Source organism: Nocardiopsis sp. NPDC058789 (genome assembly GCF_042745575.1).
In the GTDB taxonomy this organism is placed as follows: Bacteria; Actinomycetota; Actinomycetes; order Streptosporangiales; family Streptosporangiaceae; genus Nocardiopsis; species Nocardiopsis eucommiae.
Map to the genome: position 1 here is coordinate 261,858 of NZ_JBHYOW010000009.1, position 16,186 is coordinate 278,043.

The following is a 16,186-nucleotide window of genomic DNA, read 5'->3' on the forward strand; positions in this document are numbered from 1 at the left end:
GAGCGCCCGGACCGGTTCATGCTGACCCTGGAGCGCCTGGCCTCGCGGATCGAACCGGTCACCTCGCGCTGGCGGCCCGGTCGTCCTCCGCCGACGCCCGCCGGGGACCTTCCGGTACGGGTCGCCCGGGTGGAGCGCCCCGCCCCGGACGTCGTGGCCCTCACGCTGGTCCCCGTCCGCCCCGGCACGACGCTGCCGCGCTGGCAGCCGGGCCACCACGTGGACGTGGTGCTCGGGGACGGCGTCGTGCGGCAGTACTCCCTGTGCGGCGACCCGGAGGACCGCTCCTCCTACCGGATCGCGGTGCGACGGATCGAGGACGGCAGGGGTTCGGGCCTGGCGCACGCGCTCACCGAGGGGGACGCGCTCGCGCTGCGCGGGCCGCGCAACGCCTTCCCGTTCACCCGGGCCCAGCGGTACCTCTTCGTGGCGGGCGGGATCGGGATCACCCCGATCCTGCCGATGGTCCGGGCGGCGCACGCCGCCGACCGACCGTTCCGGTTCGTCTACACCGGCCGGAGCAGGGAGAGCATGCCCTTCCTGGACCAGATCCCCGCACCGTCCGGGAACGCGGACGTGGCGGTGCGCCCCGACGACGAACACGGTGGCCCCGACGCCGACGCGCTCCTGGCCGGGATCACCCCGGGCACCGCCGTGTACGTGTGCGGACCGGCCCCGCTGATCGACGCGCTGCGGTGCCGGGTGCCCCCGGGCACCCCGTTCTTCTCCGAACGCTTCTCGCCCCCGCCCGTCGTGGACGGCCGCCGCTTCGAGGTGCGCCTGGGCCGCTCCGGGCCGGTGCTCACCGTGCCGGAGGACGAGTCCGCGCTGGACACGGTGCTCAGGGCCCGCCCGGAGACCGCCTACTCGTGCCGCCAGGGCTTCTGCGGCACCTGCCGGGTGGGGCTGCTGTCCGGGACGCCCGACGACCGGGACCGGCCCACCGGCGGCTCCCCTCGCGGCGCGGGGTTCGCCCTGTGCGTCTCCCGCGCGGAGGAGGGCGAGCGGCTGGTGCTGGACCTGTGAGGGGGTCCCGGGGGCGGTAGTTTCGAGGAGGACCCCGACGGCGGGGGCGCGGCGAGGGTTCGGGAGGTAGCGGCAGCGGTGGTGTCCCACAGGACCGACCGTCACCAGGCGCGGGTGACGGGTTCGGCGGGCCCGGTCCACGGACCGGGGACCCGGCGGCGGCCACGTCGCATGGCGCCGCACGAACGCCGGGCGGACCTGATCCGGACGGCGCTGCGCGTGTTCGCGCGGCGCCCGCCCGGTGACGTCACCCCGGAGGAGATCGCCGAGGAGGCCGACGTCTCCCGGGCCCTGGTGTACCGGTACTTCCCCAACATGGCCGAGCTGCGCAGGGCCGCCCTGGAACAGGCCATGTCCGAGCTCATGTCGCGGCTGGCGCCGCCCGAGGACCTGCCGCCGGCGGAGCAGCTGCGGGCGGCGCTGCGCACCTTCGTCGACTTCGCGGACTCCTACGCCCCGTCCTACGCCGCCCTGCTCAACGGGGGATCGGTGATCTCCACGGAGGAGACCGAGGCCCAGATCGACCGTGTCCGCGACGGCGTGCGCGCGCTGATCCTGGAGCGGGTCGGCGTCACGGACCCCTCACCCCTGCTGCTGTTGGCACTGCGCTGCTGGGTGTCGGCGGTGGAGACCGCGGTGATGTCCTGGCTGCGGGAACGCCAGATGTCCCGTGACGAGCTCGCGGACTGGCTTCTCGACCAGCTCACCGCCATGCTGCTCGCCGCCGGGGGCCCCGGGGAGGAACGGGAGCTCCTGGCCGCCCACACGGGCTGAGCGCCGACGGCGGCCCGGCCATCACCGCCGGAAACGACGGAAGGCCCCATCCAGTGGATGGAGCCTTCTCCGTTGGTACCCCCGAGCGGATTCGAACCGCCGTTACCGCCTTGAGAGGGCGGCGTCCTAGGCCACTAGACGACGGGGGCCTACGCGGTCGCGCGGACCGCTGGTCCGCGTGAACCGTAACTCTACGATACCCGCGCGAACCGGACACCGGTGACAAGCACCGGCCAACAGGAAGGATCCACGGGGTGGAGACTTCCTGCCGTTGGTACCCCCGAGCGGATTCGAACCGCCGTTACCGCCTTGAGAGGGCGGCGTCCTAGGCCACTAGACGACGGGGGCGCACCTTGGGTCACTGACCCTGTGCCGACCACGGCGAACCGTGATCATGCGCTGGCCTACCAGGACTCGAACCTAGACTAACTGAACCAGAATCAGTCGTGCTGCCGATTACACCATAGGCCAATGCTTTCGGAGGACCCGGTCGCTCTCGCTTCCCTGTCCCCCTTGGCGACGTGTTAACTCTAGCGGACATTCGGAGTGCTCGCGAACCGGAAACGGGGTGGCCGGTCTGTGGCCCCGACCACCCCGGCGGTCAGCTCCCGGCGGCGGCCTTCTCCTCGGCGCGCAGGCGTTCCAGGGCTGCCTCCAGGCGTGCCTGGACCCGCTCACGGCCCAGCAGTTCCAGGGACTCGAACAGCGGCAGACCCACCGTGCGACCCGTGACGGCCACACGCACCGGGGCCTGGGCCTTGCCCAGCTTCAGGCCGAGCGACGTCCCGGTCTCCTCCGTGGCGTCCTTGAGGGCCTCGGCCGTCCACTCCAGCCCGGGGTCGGCGTAGCGCGCCAGGGCGGCCTCCACCATCTCCTTGCCGATGCCCGGCTTCATCGCCTTCTTCCAGCTCTTCTCGTCCTCGGCGGGCTCCCTGAGGAACAGGAAGTCCACGTTGGGGACGATCTCGCTGAGCACCGCCACGCGGCTCTGGGCCAGCGGGGCGACGGCGGCGAAGACCTCGGGGTCGTAGTCGGCGGCGTCCCAGGGGGTGCCCTCGCCGGTGAGCCAGGGCTGGCAGCGCTCGACGAACGCGTCGACGTCCAGCGCGCGGATGTACTCGCCGTTGAACGCGCGCAGCTTCTTCTCGTCGAAGAACGCGCTGGAGCTGTTGACGTCCTGGACGCGGAAGAGCGGCATCATCTCCGACCACGGCATGATCTCGCGGTCCTCACCCGGCGCCCAACCCAGCAGCATCAGGTAGTTGACCATCGCCTCGGCCAGGTAGCCCTCCTCCTGGTAGGACTCCAGGGCGACCTTGTCGCGGCGCTTGGACAGCTTCTTGCGCTGTTCGTTGACGATGACGGGAAGGTGCGCCCACACCGGCGGGGTCAGGTCCAGCGCCTCCCAGAGCAGCTGCTGCTTGGGGGTGTTGGACAGGTGCTCCTCGCCTCGGATGACGTGCGTGATCCGCATCTCGACATCGTCGAGGACGTTGGCCAGCACGAACAGCGGGGAGCCGTCGGCGCGGGCGATCACGAAGTCCTCGATGGCGGCGTGGTCGAACTCCACGTCGCCACGGATCTGGTCGCGGACGACCGTGGGGCCGCCCTCGGGCACGCGGAAGCGCAGCGCCCGGCCGGGGCCCGGCTCCAGACCCCGGTCGCGGCAGAAGCCGTCGTAGCCCAGGTTCGGGTTGTCGCGGCGCTCCTGCACCTGCTCGCGGGTGCAGTCGCAGTAGTAGGCGCGGCCGGAGCGGTACAGCTCCTGCGCGGTCTCGCGGTGTTTCTCGACGTAGGCCGACTGGAAGTAGGGCCCCTCGAAGTGCGGGTCGCTCTCGTCGATGCCGATCCAGGACATCGCGCGGATGATGCCGTCGGTCCACTCGGGACGGTTGCGGGCGGCGTCGGTGTCCTCGATGCGCAGGACCATGCGGCCCTCGGGCTGCTGCTGGGCCAGGGCCCAGTTGAACAGGGCGGAGCGCGCACCGCCGACGTGGAACATGCCCGTGGGGGACGGGGCGAAGCGGGTACGAATCGGAGTCTCAGTCACGGTTCCGAGGATATCGGTGGCCCGGGATGACCTGTGGGAAGTCCCGGAGAGGGCGACGGGACGGGACGGAGTCGCCGAGACGCCGGTCAGGGCCGGATCGGCAGCGGCCGGGCGTGTGCGGGGCCCAGACCGAACTCGCGGGAGAGGGCGTCGGCGAACCCGGCGGCGATCTTGATCTCACCGTCGTCGTTGGGGTGGGTGCCGTCGTAGGTGTCCGTGTAGGGGTCCCAGGACTCCGCCGCCGCCAGGTCGAAGCTGGCCACCGGCGACTCCTCCGTGGACAGGTCGGCGGCCACCGAGCGGACGAGTTCGTTGTACACGTACACGCGCAGCGCGAAGCCCTGGTCCTGGTCCGCGAGGGTGATGGGCAGCGCCTCGGCAAAGAGGACGCGGATCTCCGGGTTGGCCTCGCGGGCCGCGTTGACGTAGGAGCTCAGCCGCTGCTCCATGTCCTCGGCAGTGATGGGGTGCAGCAGGTCGTTGATGCCGATCATCACGCACAGCACGTCCGGCCGGTGGGCGGCGACGTCGGCCTCGATGGTGGTGAGGGCGTCGGCCAGGGTGCGCCCCCAGCGGGCGTTGTGGTCCTGGTCGAAGTCCGGGTCGCGGTAGGTGACGCCGTCCTCGGCGTCGGAGGGGTCGGGGAGGCCCGGGAACTCGGAGGGCTCTGGCCGTGCCGTGGGGGCGCGGTCCTCCACCGGCCGGTCCGCACGCCGTTCCTCGGGGCTCCCGAGGAGGCCGCCCTGTCCGCCACCGGACTCGACCTCTCCCTCGCCCCCCGGCTCGACCTCTCCTCCCGATTCGGCCTGCCCGTCGCCGCCGAAGAGCTCGGGCGGGATGATCTGCTCGGGTGTGGCGGGCTGGGAGTAGGGACCGACGAAGTCCAGGTTCCCCACGTGCGGCTCGAGGTGGTTCCACAGGTGGAAGCGCCAGGTCCGGTCGCCGCCCGCACCGTGGGTCATGGAGTCCCCGGCGAGCATCACGCGCACCCGTGACCGGTCCTCCAGCCAGGCACCCCTGTCGGCCTCCTCCACGGAGTCGGGGGCGCCCAGGCCGGGCCGGGTGACCAGCCACAGGGCGGAGCCCACCAGCGCCAGGACCAGGGTGAGGACCCCGGCGAGGATCGCGGGGCGGCCGAGGCCGGGCCGTCGTGCCAGTCGAGGTGCCAAGGGGTTCGGACCTTCCGCTCGGTGGGTCGGTGGGCGCCTCCGCGCGCGGGCCAGTGGCGCGCCCGCGCGCGGAGGGACGGGATCAGTCCCGGGTGACCACCCTGTTGGTGATGGTGCCCAGGCGCTCCACGGTGACGGCGACTTCCTGGCCGACCTCGACCGGGCCCACTCCGGCGGGGGTGCCGGTCAGGACCACGTCGCCCGGAAGGAGCGTCATGAAGGAGGTGACGTAGGAGATGATGCCCGGAATGTCGTGGATGAACTGTGACGTACGTCCATCCTGGCGGACCTCACCGTCCACGGTCGTGGTGACCGCGAGGTCCTGGGCCTCCTCGATGCTCAGGCCCGTGGTGATCCACGGCCCGATCGGGCAGAAGGAGTCGAATCCCTTGGCCCGCGTCCACTGCTTGTCGGTCTTCTGGAGGTCGCGGGCGGTGACGTCGTTGGCCACCGTGTACCCGAAGATGACGTCCTTGGCGCGCTCGCGCGGCACCTCGCGACAGGGGCGGGAGATGACGATGGCCAGTTCTCCCTCGTAGCTGACCCACTCCGAGACCGAGGGGTAGAACACGGGGTCGTACGGTCCGGTGACGGCGGTGGACGGCTTCAGGAAGACCACCGGTTCGTCGGTGGACTCCCCCGTGACCTCCTGCATCTCCGCCACGTGGTCGGCGTAGTTCTTGCCGATACACACCACCTTGGTGGGCAGGACCGGCGACAGCAGGCGCACGTCGGAGAGCCTGGCCCGCTCACCCGTCAGTTTGATGTCCCCCAGCAGAGGGTGTCCCGTCAGCCGGGCCACGAACTCCTCTCCGCTGTCCGTGTCCGTCTCGACCAGGCCGAACCCGACCTCGTCACCGGCCGCGAACCGTGCGATACGCACCTGATGCCTCCCAGCAGCCCTCTTGCTCGTTCTTGCCGTTTGCAGCGTAGCGGCGCCCGACGCGACGGCGCCCGGTACGTCCGGGTGTGCGGAGCCCGAGGCGAACACCGAGAGTGACGAGTTGTTCACGATAAGGCGGAGGCAATCGCCCGAAGGCGTGACACACCCACCCTTCGCGGAACGCGACCTGGCCCTCCTCGGGGGCGAACTCTGGCATGCTGGGATCGTGGTCCGAAGCCCTCGGGAACCGTCGTTCCGGAGGTCGGCGACACCACCGGTGTGCGTGGCGACTCCGTTCGGGCCACCGCGGCACTCGTCCGTCCGTGTGGGGGCGTCTCCACCGACCGTGCTGGTCGGAGCGGTCCCACGACCGCCGGGCGGTGGGAGGCCACGCACCCCCGCCGAGGTTCCGGCGGCACCACAGTCCACTGTCGAGAGGTTGAGCCTCGTGCCCGCTTCCGCTCCTCGAGCCAAGCACCGCCGACGCCGCCGTTACCCCATGGGACTGGCCCTCGGGCTGTGCCTGGTCTCGGGGGCGTCCGCCGTGCTGATGGTCAGCGTGCCCGAGCCCGGATCCGAGCTCGACTCCCCCGAGGAGACCTCCGCCACGGGCCCCGTGGGCGACGGCGTACCCGAGGACGGCGCCCGCCGGCACCCCGGTTCCGAGGACGCCGGATCCGACGCGACGGACCCCTCCCCCAGCGCGTCACCGACCGACGAGGACGACCTCCCCCTCCTGCTGCGCTCGGTGGTGGAGGAGGTCGACACCGCCGACGGCGATCTCAAGGTGATGAAGGGCGAGGGCGACGTCATGGGTGAGGGCCCCCTCACCACCTTCGCCGTGGAGGTGGAGAAGGGCCTGCCCGGCCGCAACGGGGACTTCGTGGACGCCGTCGAGGAGATCCTCGGAGATCCCCGCAGTTGGGGCAACGACGGGGACCGCTCCCTCCAGCGGGTGGACGGCGACGACGCGGACATCCGGGTGCTGCTGGCCGCGCCGGACACGGTGGACCGCCTGTGCGCGCCGCTGAACACCAACGGGTACGTGTCCTGCGCCAACGGCAACCGCGCCATCATCAACCAGAACCGCTGGGTGTCGGGTGTCGAGGACTTCGGTGACGACCTGGAGACCTACCGGATCTACCTGATCAACCACGAGGTGGGCCACACCCTCGGCCACGGGCACGTCGACTGCCCCGGCGAGGGGGAGCTCGCCCCCGTCATGCAGCAGCAGACGCTGGGTCTCCAGGGCTGCGAGGCCAACGGCTGGGTGCACCCCTAGATCGTGTTCCGCGGATCGTTCCGCTCCCGGGGGACCTGGCTGGTTCTCCGGACACGGAGGCGCCGCACCGTGTTCCATGGGGGTGGCCCCACCGACCGGGGCCGTACGTCGCCCGCCACGGGGCCCGCGCCCCGTGCGGGGGTCCGCCCGCGCCGCGTCGGGCGAGAGAGTGAGGCCGTATGTGTGACTGCCGCGCAGCCCGAGGCGGGACCGTCGATCCCGGGGTGACCAGACGCTCCGTGTTCGGTGTCGCCGGGGGCGGGGCCCTGGCCGGGGTGTTGACCGCCTGCGGCGGATCCGAGGACGGCGGGGACGGTGACGGCCCCGACGAGCAGGGACCGGACACCGGCCAGGAGGGCGCGGACGCCCCGATCGCCACCACCGAGGAGATCCCCGTGGGCGAGGGGGCCGTCCTCAGCGAGCACGAAGTGGTCGTCACCCAGCCCGAGGAGGGTGTCTTCCGCGCCTTCTCCACCGCCTGCACACACGAGGGCTGCCCGGTCGACCAGGTCGTCGACGGACAGATCCTGTGCCCCTGCCACGGCAGCCGCTTCTCGGTCGAGGACGGCTCCCCGACCGAGGGACCGGCGCGGAGCCCCCTGGAGGAGGTCGCGATCAGGGTCGACGGCGACTCGATCGTCCTCGCCTGAGCAACCACGGGAGGGGCCGTGGTGGTGTCACCACCACGGCCCCTCCCCCGTCACCGGGCCGGGTCAGTCCTCGACCGAGGCGTTGTACTCACCGATGGTGCGGGACACGCCCTCGGCCGCGTCGGCCATGGCCTGTTCGGCCGAGGTGTCGCTCGTGAGGGCGGTCTCCCAGCCCTCCTCGGCGGCGACGCGGGCCTCGGACATCACGCCCATCATGCAGCCCGCCGTGTTCTCGTTGATCTCCGAGTCCGCCAGCTGGGCGGCGGCCACGGAGAACTGCGGGAACTCCTCGGCGCGCTCGGAGGCCTCCGGCCCGTCGTAGCCCTCGGTGTTCACGGCCAGGTATCCGGTCCCGGCGTGCCAGACCGACTGCGACTCCGGGGTCAGCAGGAACTGGACGAACTCCCAGGACCCGCGGATCTCCTCGGGGGTGTGGCCCTCGCCGTTGATCCACAGGGACGCGCCACCGATGATCGACCCGCCCGGGTCGTCCGCGCTGACCAGCGGGAAGTACCCGGCGCCGACCTCGAAGTCGGACTGCTCGATGAAGCCGCCCAGGGAGCCGGTGGACTCCAGGGTCATCGCGGCGCGGCCGGAGGTGAACGCGGCCTGGCCGTCGTCGGTGTTGCGACCGATCTGGACCGCCAGCTCGTCCTCGATCATCTGGTCCCACCACTCGACGAGCTCGACGATCTTCGGGTCGTCGAAGAGCACCTCGGAGGCGCGGCCGTCACGGCCGTTGGAGGCGTCGCAGTACGGGACGGCGGAGCGCGCCATGAACTGCTCGATGAACCACCCGTACACGGAGGCGCCGAAGCCGTACTGGACCACGGTGCCGTCGTCGTCCCTGACGGTGAGCTCCTCGGCGGCCTCCCGGATCCCGGCGAGGTCGGTGGGCGGCGCGTCCGGGTCGAGTCCGGCCTCCTCGAACGCGTCCCGGTTGACGTACATCAGCGGGGTCGAGTTGTTGAAGGGGAACGACCGCAGCTCCCCGCCGACGGTGAAGTAGTTGAGGAGCGCGTCCTCGATCGAGGACGTGTCGTAGTCGTCCACGTCGAGGAAGGACTGCGCGGGGACGGTCTGCGCCGAGTCGATCATGAACTGCGTGCCGAGGTCGAAGATCATGATCATCTCGGCGGTGTCGCCCTGCTGGATCGCCGCGCGGTGGCTGGCCAGGGCCTCGTCGTACTGGCCCTGGAACGAGCCGGTGACCTGCACACGGCCCTCGTTCTGGGCGTTGAAGTCGTCGATGAGCCCGTCCAGCACCTGGCCGTTGGTGGCGTCCATGCTGTGCCAGAACTCGACCTGGACCGCCTCGTCGAGGTCGTCCAGGACCTCCGGACCGGGCGCGGTGAGGTCGCCGCCGCCACCGCCGCCACCGTCTCCGGAACACGCGCTGAGGGCCAGGCCGAGGCCGGCGAGCAGGGCCGCGGCCCGCACACCGCGACGTCGGGGGATACGTGTCATGGGTTCTTCGTCTCCACTGGGTTTCGGGTCCTACTTGACCGCGCCCGCGGTGAGGCCCCGGACGATGAAGCGCTGTCCGAAGATCACGAGGGCGAGGGTGGGGATGACGGACAGGGCCGCGCCCGCCAGGACGAGGCCGGGGTTGGCGGCCTCACCCGCCTTGAGGCTGTTCAGACCGATCTGGAGGGTCTGCATCTCGGTGCTGCGGGTGATGATCAGCGGCCAGAAGTACATGTTCCAGCTGGTGATGAACACGTACATGCCGACGGCGGTCAGGGCCGGCTTGCTGAGCGGCATGAGGATGGTCCACAGGAACCTGAGGTGTCCCATGCCGTCGATGCGCGCGGCGTCGTACAGCTCCCGGGGGAACTGTTTGAAGCTCTGGCGCAGCAGGAAGGTGCCGAACGCGTAGGCGAGGAAGGGCAGCACCAGGCCCGCGTAGGTGTTGCCCAGCCCCCACCCCGTCAGGGTGAGGTAGTTGGGGATGAAGGTCGCCTCGGCGGGGACCATCAGCGTGGACAGGAACAGGGCGAAGACGACCGCGCTCCCCCGGAACCGCAGGAAGACGAACGCGTACGCGGCCAGGGCCGACGTCACCAGCTGGCAGACCGTGATGATCCCGGCCATGACCAGCGAGTTCGTGTACATGCGCAGCAGCGGCACGGCGGCGAGCGCGCCCTGGATGTTCTCGAAGTGCACGCCGGTGGGGAGCAGGCGCGGCGGGAACGTGGACAGCTCCCCCGGCTCCATGAGGGTTCCCACGAACACGTAGTAGACGGGGAACAGCACCGGGATCAGCAGCGCCGCCAGCATGAGGTACAGCAGGGCGCGGCCGACGACGTGCCCGACCCCGTGCCGGTGGCGGGCGCGGACCGGCTCGTTCCGGGAGAGCTGGTCGGCGGTGGCCGTCGCGGAGGTCCGGCTCATGAGTAGTGCACCTTCCGCTCGATGACACCGAACTGGACGACGGTGCACACCAGGACCACGACGAGGAGCACGAGCGCCTGGGCGCTGGCCCGGCCGAAGTCGCTGGTTCCGTAGGCGAAGGCGTCCTGGTAGATGGAGTAGACGAGGGTGGTCGTGGACCCGACCGGCCCTCCCGCGGTGAGGATGTGGATCTGCCCGAAGCTCTGGAGCGCGTTGATCGTGGAGATGACGATCAGGAAGAAGAGCTGGGGCCCGAGCATCGGGATGGTGACGTCCCAGGCCAGGCGCGGCCCGGTGGCGCCGTCGATGCGGGCGGCCTCGTTGACCTCCTTGGGGATGGAGCCGACCCCGGCGGCGAGCACGAGGACCCCGTACCCGAGGTTCATCCACACCGTGGTGAGGGCGACCGACCACAGGGCCATCTCCTGGGAGGTCAGCCACGGGACCTGGTCGAGGCCCATCCGGTAGAGGACGCCGTTGAGAACGCTGTTCCCGGGGCTGTAGAAGACCGCGAAGATCACGGAGGCGCTGGCCACGGAGAAGGCGAAGGGCAGCGCGAAGGCGCCGCGCAGGAACCGCTGGGCCCGGAGCACGCCCTCCAGGAGGAGGACGACCGCGAGGGCGCCCACGACGCCGGGGACGACGACGCCGAGGGTGAACACCAGGGTGGTGAGCAGGACCCGCCCGAACTCGGGTGAGGCCATCTCCGCGAAGTGGCTCAGCCCGACGAAGCGGTTGGGCTGGCCGATGATGTCGTTGCCGTGCATCGACAGGTAGACGGTGCGGCCCAGCGGATAGACCAGGAAGAGCGCGAAGACCGCCACGGAGGGGCCGAGGAAGCCCCAGGCGAGGATCGCGTCCCGACCGGGGCGGGCGCGTTTGTTCGAGGACGTGGGGGAGGGTGTCGACGCGGCGCGGCGTTCTGTCACCGAACCGTGGGTCACACCGTTCCCCCCGTCCCGTCGGATGGTGGGTGAGGACACGCCCCGAAGTCTTCACGGGGCGAGTGACCCGCGGTTCGCGGGCAGACGAACGGCGCGCCAACGAAAGCGCGCGCCTTGGTTATGACCGGCATCTATCACCACTCGTACATTTCGGACATCGTCAAAGTCCGCAGTATCGAGTGACCGGGGACACACTGGCTATGACCCCGAGGACAGGTCTGTCTTACCTCTGAGTAAGACTCGACCGCCTGACCTCGACTTTCGAGATCAGGCGGTCGTGTGACGTGGGGGTTACGCCCGTGGCGATCACGTCACCGGGACGACACCGGAGCGGTGGTGGCGGCACACCGGCGCGGGGATCAGCCCCGGGGGTAGCCCTGCCGCAGCAGCCCGTAGGTGATGGCCTGTTCCAGCGCCACCCACGAGGCGTCGACGACGTTGGGGCCCACGCCCACGGTCGTCCACTCCTCGGTGCCGTCACTGAAGCTGACGAGGATGCGGGTGATCGCGTTGGTGCCCGACGTCCCCTCCAGAATGCGGACCTTGTAGTCGGTCAGCTCCAGCCCGGCCAGCGCCGTGTACACGTTCTCCATCGAACTGCGCAGCGCCCGGTCCAGGGCGTTGACCGGACCGTTGCCCTCGGCGGTGGCGATGATTCGCTCACCCTTGACCCGGAGCTTGACGGTGGCCTCGCTGAGGCTCTCGTACTCGTTGGACAGCGGGCTGGACCCCACGGCCGGGCGGCGCTCGGTGAGCACCCGCCAGGACTCGGTGTCGAAGTAGCGGACCGGCGAACCCAGTTCCTCGCGCAGCAGCAGTTCCAGAGAGGCGTCGGCCGCCTCGAAGCTGTACCCGGACAGTTCGAGGCTCTTGACGCGCTCCACGACCCGGCCGGACAGCTCCCGGTCGCCGGACAGGTCCAGGCCCAGCTCCCGCGCCTTGAGCTCGATGGACGCGCGCCCGGCCATGTCGGAGACGAGCATGCGCATGCGGTTGCCGACCAGCTCCGGGTCGGTGTGCTGGTACAGGTCGGGGTCGACCTTGATCGCCGAGGCGTGCAGGCCGGCCTTGTGCGCGAAGGCCGACACCCCCACGTAGGGCTGGTGGGTGTCCGGGGCCAGGTTCACGATCTCCGCGATGGCGGTGGACACCCGGGTCATCTCGGCCAGGCATCCCTCGGGCAGGACCTCCATGCCGCGTTTGAGGCCCAGCGCGCCGACCACCGAGAAGAGGTTGGCGTTGCCCACCCGCTCGCCGTAGCCGTTGGCCGTGCACTGGACGTGCGTGGCCCCCGCGTCCACGGCGGCGAGGGTGTTGGCGACCGCGCAGCCGGTGTCGTCCTGGGCGTGGATGCCCAGGCGGGCGCCGGTGGCCTCCAGCACCTCGGTCACCACGCGCGTGACGTCCGAGGGGAGCATGCCGCCGTTGGTGTCGCACAGGACGACGACGTCGGCCCCGGCGTCGGAGGCGGCGCGGACCACGGAGAGGGCGTACTCCGGGTCGTGGTGGTAGCCGTCGAAGAAGTGCTCGCAGTCCACGAACACGCGCTGCCCGTGCTCGCGCAGGTGAGCGACCGTGTCCGCGACCATGGCGAGGTTCTCGTCGAGGGTCGTGCGCAGGGCGCGTTCGACGTGCCGGTCGTCACTCTTGGCGACAAGGGTGACGACCGACGCGCCGCTGTCGCGCAGTGCGGCCACCTGGGGATCGTCGGCGGCCCTCACACCGGGTCGGCGGGTCGCGCCGAACGCGGTGAGTCGCGCGTGCTCCAGCGTCAGCTCTCGTGAAGCCCGCTGGAAGAACTCGGTGTCCTTGGGGTTGGCGCCCGGCCAGCCGCCCTCGATGAACGCGACCCCGAAGTCGTCGAGCAGCTTCGCGATGGCCAGCTTGTCGGAGACCCTCAGGTTGATCCCCTCGCGCTGGGCTCCGTCGCGCAGCGTGGTGTCGAAGACGTGGAAACTGTCGTCCCTCATGGGTGGAACTCCCGGTCGGTGCTGTGTGTGGCGGCCCCGGCCAACAAAAAAGACCCCTCGTGGACACGAGAGGTCAGCGCGCTGGCAGGGTCCGGTTTCTTCCCTGCGTCTACGCGGGAAGTCGTCAGCCAGCGCGCCCCAAAATAATGACTACCTGGGACAGCATGTGGTCAGTGTGCCACACGACCCCGGTGGAGTCGCAGCTCGGAGCCAAGATGTCTCACTGGGCGAGACGAATAATCCTCATACCGGACACTCCGGGCGCTTCGCATGGCTTTGGACGAGCCGTGGAACGCGTCAGGGGCCGCCCCGGGCGTCCGGTGGCGGCCCCTGAGGGGACGGGGGGTCCGGGCTTGCTAGAAGCGGGTGATCCAGCCGTGGCGGTCCTCGCGCAGGCCGGTCTGGAGTCCCACCAGCTCCTCGCGCAGGCGCATGGTGACCGGACCGGGCTGGCCGTCACCGATGGTGAACTCGCCGTCGTCGCTCTTCACGTGGCCGACCGGGGTGACCACGGCGGCGGTGCCGCAGGCGAAGACCTCGGTCATCTCACCCGACTCGGCGGCCGCCCTCCACTCCTCGATGGACAGCGGCTCCTCCTCCGCGGGGATGCCCAGGTCCGGGGCGAGGCTGAGCAGCGACTCACGGGTGATGCCGGGCAGCAGCGTGCCGGTCAGCGGAGGCGTGCGCAGGCGGGCGTTCTCGCCCTCACCGAACACGAACCACAGGTTCATGCCGCCCATCTCCTCGACCCAGCGGTGCTCGCGGGCGTCGAGCCACACGACCTGGTCGCAGCCTTTCTCCACGGCCTGGGCCTGGGCCAGGAAACTCGCGGCGTAGTTGCCCGCGAACTTCGCGGCGCCCGTTCCGCCGGGGGCGGCGCGGGTGAAGTCCTTGGACAGCCAGACCGTCACCGGCTTGACGCCGCCGGAGAAGTAGGAGCCCACCGGAGAGGCGATGAGCAGGTAGACATAGCTGCGCGAGGGGTTGTTGACGCCCAGGCCCACGTCCGTGGCGACCATGAACGGGCGCAGGTAGAGGCTGAAGTACTCCTTGGACGGAACCCAGTCGCCGTCGTGTTCGAGCAGCAGCTCGATGGACTTGAGGAAGAGCTCCTCGGGCAGCGCGGGCATCGCCATCCGCGCCGCGCTCCTGTTGAAGCGGGCGGCGTTGGCCTCGGGGCGGAACGACGCGAGCGCACCGTCCGGGTGGCGGTAGGCCTTGAGCCCCTCGAAGATCTCCTGCGCGTAGTGCAGGGCGGCCGTGGCGGGGTCCAGGGTCAGCGGACCGTAGGGCTCCAGCCTGGCGTCGTGCCAGCCCTTGCCCTCCGTGTAGCGGATGCTCACCATGTGGTCGGTGAACACCTGACCGAACCCGGGGTTCTCCAGCAGTGCCTCCCGTTCCCGCGGGGTCTTCCGCTGGTCGGAGAGCTGGATGTCGAACGTCAACCCAGTGGTGGTGGTGTTGTTGTTCATGTCGTCGGTGGTCCTCTCGGATGCAACCGGTCGGCAGCGCCGCCGACCTGGGATCTAGTGTGTCGGAAAGGCGCACCCGGTGCCAGGTCGGGTCACACGGACAGCGGGCGCGCGGAGGGGTCTCCGGCGCGCCCGCTGACGATCACGGTTGTCTCGTTCGTCGGCCGCGCCTCGGAAGTGGCAGGGCCGACGTCGATGGTGTCAGCCCTGCTCGGCTACTCGCGCGGCGAGGTCGTCGCCGATCCGGGAGGTGGTGCGGACGGCACCGTCCTGGGCGCGGGTCTTGAGGTCGGCGGAGACGGCGTCCTCGATCCGGCGGGCCGCCTCGGGCACGCCCAGGTGGTCCAGCATGGTCGCCGCGGAGAGCACGGTGGCGGTCGGGTCGGCCTTGCCCTGACCGGCGATGTCCGGCGCGGAGCCGTGGACCGGCTCGAACATGCTGGGGGCGGTGCGGTCCGGGTTGATGCTGCCGCTCGCGGCCAGGCCGATGCCTCCGGTGATGGCGGCGCCGATGTCCGTGATGATGTCACCGAAGAGGTTGTCGGTGACGACCACGTCGAAGCGGCCGGGCTGGTTGACGAAGTACATCGCGGCGGCGTCCACGTGGCAGTAGTCCACGGTGACCTGCGGGTACTCGGCGCCGACCTCCTTGACTGTGCGCTGCCACAGCTCGCCCGCGAAGGTGAGGACGTTGTCCTTGTGCACCAGGGTCAGCTTGCGGCGGGGGCGGTTCGCGGCCTTCTCGAAGGCGTAGCGGACCAGGCGCTCCACACCGAAGCGGGTGTTGACGCTGTCCTGCGTGGCGATCTCGTGCGGGGTTCCCCTGCGGAGCACGCCTCCGGCGCCCGCGTAGGGGCCCTCGGTGCCCTCGCGCACGACGAGCATGTCGATGTCCTCGGGGGCCACACCCGCCAGGGGGCTGTCCACCCCGGGGTAGAGGCGCACGGGACGCAGGTTGACGTAGTGGTCGAAGTCGAAGCGCAGGCGGAGCAGCAGACCGCGCTCCAGGACGCCGCTGGGGACGGACGGGTCGCCGACGGCCCCCAGGAAGATCGCCTCGTGCTCGCGCAGTTCGGCGGCGACCGAGTCGGGCAGCGTCTCGCCGGTGCGGTGCCAGAGCCTGGCACCGAGCTCGTACTCGGTGGTCTCGACGGCCAGGTCGTACCGGGCGGCCGCGACCTCCAGCACCTTGAGACCCTCAGCGACCACCTCGGAGCCGATCCCGTCACCGGGGATGACGGCCAGTTTCACGGTGCGAGCTGCCATTGGACTGCCTCTAACTCGGACGTGACCCCACCACGGTCGTCTCACCTGGCGAGATCAAAGGAACAGTAGGTGAGACAACTGTACCGGCCCAGGTGACCGGTACAGTCGTCCGACCTCGGCTCGCTCAGTCGCGGCGGTTGATCGCGTCCTGAAGGGCGCGGTGGATCTCGTCGTCGGAGTCGGGCGTGGACGGGTACTCGATCAGGTCGTACATGTGATCCTCCGGAGGCTCTGCGTGACGGCGGGAGCGTACGGCTCGGCCGTCGGCGGTCGACGGTGGTGCGCCCCGAGGGTCCGACGGCGGCG

General features: G+C 70.5%; 13 protein-coding genes and 3 tRNA genes. 4 read left to right on the forward strand and 12 right to left on the reverse strand.

The genetic code is table 11. The features are described from left to right. Nucleotides 1-18 precede the first annotated feature (18 nt). On the forward strand, nucleotides 19-1,026 hold the full coding sequence (locus ACFW3L_RS16025; protein WP_378741048.1) for a PDR/VanB family oxidoreductase: 1,008 nt from the start codon (nucleotides 19-21) through the stop codon (nucleotides 1,024-1,026). A gap of 171 nt (nucleotides 1,027-1,197) precedes the next feature. Beyond that, nucleotides 1,198-1,800: a TetR/AcrR family transcriptional regulator gene (locus ACFW3L_RS16030; protein WP_378740966.1), complete on the forward strand. Its 603-nt coding sequence runs from the start codon at nucleotides 1,198-1,200 to the stop codon at nucleotides 1,798-1,800. 73 nt (nucleotides 1,801-1,873) lie between these two features. Here ACFW3L_RS16030 and ACFW3L_RS16035 read toward each other — a convergent pair. The 6 genes from ACFW3L_RS16035 to ACFW3L_RS16060 all read right to left on the reverse strand — a co-directional run bounded on the left by ACFW3L_RS16035 (nucleotide 1,874) and on the right by ACFW3L_RS16060 (nucleotide 5,902). Then, nucleotides 1,874-1,949 (reverse strand) — tRNA-Glu (locus ACFW3L_RS16035). Between the two features lie 123 nt (nucleotides 1,950-2,072). Further along, nucleotides 2,073-2,148, reverse strand: a tRNA-Glu gene (locus tag ACFW3L_RS16040). 51 nt (nucleotides 2,149-2,199) lie between these two features. Next, a tRNA-Gln gene (locus ACFW3L_RS16045) sits at nucleotides 2,200-2,271 on the reverse strand. A 130-nt stretch (nucleotides 2,272-2,401) separates the two neighbouring features. Beyond that, on the reverse strand, nucleotides 2,402-3,850 hold the full coding sequence (gene gltX, locus ACFW3L_RS16050) for a glutamate--tRNA ligase (RefSeq protein WP_378740968.1): 1,449 nt from the start codon (nucleotides 3,848-3,850) through the stop codon (nucleotides 2,402-2,404). Between the two features lie 86 nt (nucleotides 3,851-3,936). Beyond that, on the reverse strand, nucleotides 3,937-5,019 hold the full coding sequence (locus ACFW3L_RS16055; protein WP_378740970.1) for an SGNH/GDSL hydrolase family protein: 1,083 nt from the start codon (nucleotides 5,017-5,019) through the stop codon (nucleotides 3,937-3,939). Between the two features lie 82 nt (nucleotides 5,020-5,101). After that, the gene (locus tag ACFW3L_RS16060; protein ID WP_378740973.1) at nucleotides 5,102-5,902 is read right to left on the reverse strand and encodes a fumarylacetoacetate hydrolase family protein; all 801 of its coding nucleotides are present in this window, start codon (nucleotides 5,900-5,902) and stop codon (nucleotides 5,102-5,104) included. Between the two features lie 499 nt (nucleotides 5,903-6,401). Here ACFW3L_RS16060 and ACFW3L_RS16065 point away from each other — a divergent pair, with 499 nt between their 5' ends. Both ACFW3L_RS16065 and ACFW3L_RS16070 read left to right on the forward strand, forming a co-directional pair. Beyond that, nucleotides 6,402-7,184, forward strand: a complete 783-nt coding sequence (locus ACFW3L_RS16065) for a DUF3152 domain-containing protein (protein WP_378740975.1) — start codon at nucleotides 6,402-6,404, stop codon at nucleotides 7,182-7,184. A gap of 224 nt (nucleotides 7,185-7,408) precedes the next feature. Further along, nucleotides 7,409-7,834 (forward strand): Rieske (2Fe-2S) protein, encoded by a 426-nt coding sequence (locus ACFW3L_RS16070; RefSeq protein WP_378740977.1) that lies wholly within the window; start codon nucleotides 7,409-7,411, stop codon nucleotides 7,832-7,834. Nucleotides 7,835-7,897: 63 nt separating this feature from the next. Here the strand turns inward: ACFW3L_RS16070 and ACFW3L_RS16075 are convergent, their stop codons facing one another. The 6 genes from ACFW3L_RS16075 to ACFW3L_RS16100 all read right to left on the reverse strand — a co-directional run bounded on the left by ACFW3L_RS16075 (nucleotide 7,898) and on the right by ACFW3L_RS16100 (nucleotide 15,880). Beyond that, on the reverse strand, nucleotides 7,898-9,301 hold the full coding sequence (locus ACFW3L_RS16075; protein ID WP_378740979.1) for an ABC transporter substrate-binding protein: 1,404 nt from the start codon (nucleotides 9,299-9,301) through the stop codon (nucleotides 7,898-7,900). 30 nt (nucleotides 9,302-9,331) lie between these two features. Beyond that, a complete protein-coding gene (locus tag ACFW3L_RS16080; protein WP_378740981.1) occupies nucleotides 9,332-10,228 on the reverse strand; it encodes a carbohydrate ABC transporter permease in 897 nt (298 codons plus the stop codon). Further along, complete coding sequence (locus ACFW3L_RS16085; protein ID WP_378741050.1) at nucleotides 10,225-11,172, reverse strand: carbohydrate ABC transporter permease; 948 nt, start codon at nucleotides 11,170-11,172, stop codon at nucleotides 10,225-10,227. Before ACFW3L_RS16085 ends, ACFW3L_RS16080 begins: the two co-directional genes overlap by 4 nt. Before the next feature lie 359 nt (nucleotides 11,173-11,531). Then, nucleotides 11,532-13,142 (reverse strand): citramalate synthase, encoded by a 1,611-nt coding sequence (cimA, locus tag ACFW3L_RS16090; protein ID WP_378740983.1) that lies wholly within the window; start codon nucleotides 13,140-13,142, stop codon nucleotides 11,532-11,534. A gap of 356 nt (nucleotides 13,143-13,498) precedes the next feature. Beyond that, nucleotides 13,499-14,614: a branched-chain amino acid aminotransferase gene (locus ACFW3L_RS16095; protein ID WP_378740985.1), complete on the reverse strand. Its 1,116-nt coding sequence runs from the start codon at nucleotides 14,612-14,614 to the stop codon at nucleotides 13,499-13,501. A 201-nt stretch (nucleotides 14,615-14,815) separates the two neighbouring features. Then, nucleotides 14,816-15,880 carry a 3-isopropylmalate dehydrogenase gene (locus ACFW3L_RS16100; RefSeq protein ID WP_378740987.1) on the reverse strand — a complete coding sequence of 355 codons (1,065 nt, stop codon included), beginning with the start codon at nucleotides 15,878-15,880 and terminating at the stop codon, nucleotides 14,816-14,818. Between the last annotated feature and the right edge of the window lie 306 nt (nucleotides 15,881-16,186).

Excerpts from the sequence above, each read along its gene's own strand:
- ACFW3L_RS16025 (WP_378741048.1), top strand. The coding sequence starts at position 19 with ATGCTGACCCTGGAGCGCCTGGCCTCGCGGATCGAACCGGTCACCTCG.
- ACFW3L_RS16030 (WP_378740966.1), top strand. The coding sequence starts at position 1,198 with ATGGCGCCGCACGAACGCCGGGCGGACCTGATCCGGACGGCGCTGCGC.
- ACFW3L_RS16065 (WP_378740975.1), top strand. The coding sequence starts at position 6,402 with ATGGGACTGGCCCTCGGGCTGTGCCTGGTCTCGGGGGCGTCCGCCGTG.
- ACFW3L_RS16075 (WP_378740979.1), bottom strand. The coding sequence starts at position 9,301 with ATGACACGTATCCCCCGACGTCGCGGTGTGCGGGCCGCGGCCCTGCTC.
- ACFW3L_RS16080 (WP_378740981.1), bottom strand. The coding sequence starts at position 10,228 with ATGAGCCGGACCTCCGCGACGGCCACCGCCGACCAGCTCTCCCGGAAC.
- cimA (WP_378740983.1), bottom strand. The coding sequence starts at position 13,142 with ATGAGGGACGACAGTTTCCACGTCTTCGACACCACGCTGCGCGACGGA.
- ACFW3L_RS16095 (WP_378740985.1), bottom strand. The coding sequence starts at position 14,614 with ATGAACAACAACACCACCACCACTGGGTTGACGTTCGACATCCAGCTC.
- ACFW3L_RS16100 (WP_378740987.1), bottom strand. The coding sequence starts at position 15,880 with ATGGCAGCTCGCACCGTGAAACTGGCCGTCATCCCCGGTGACGGGATC.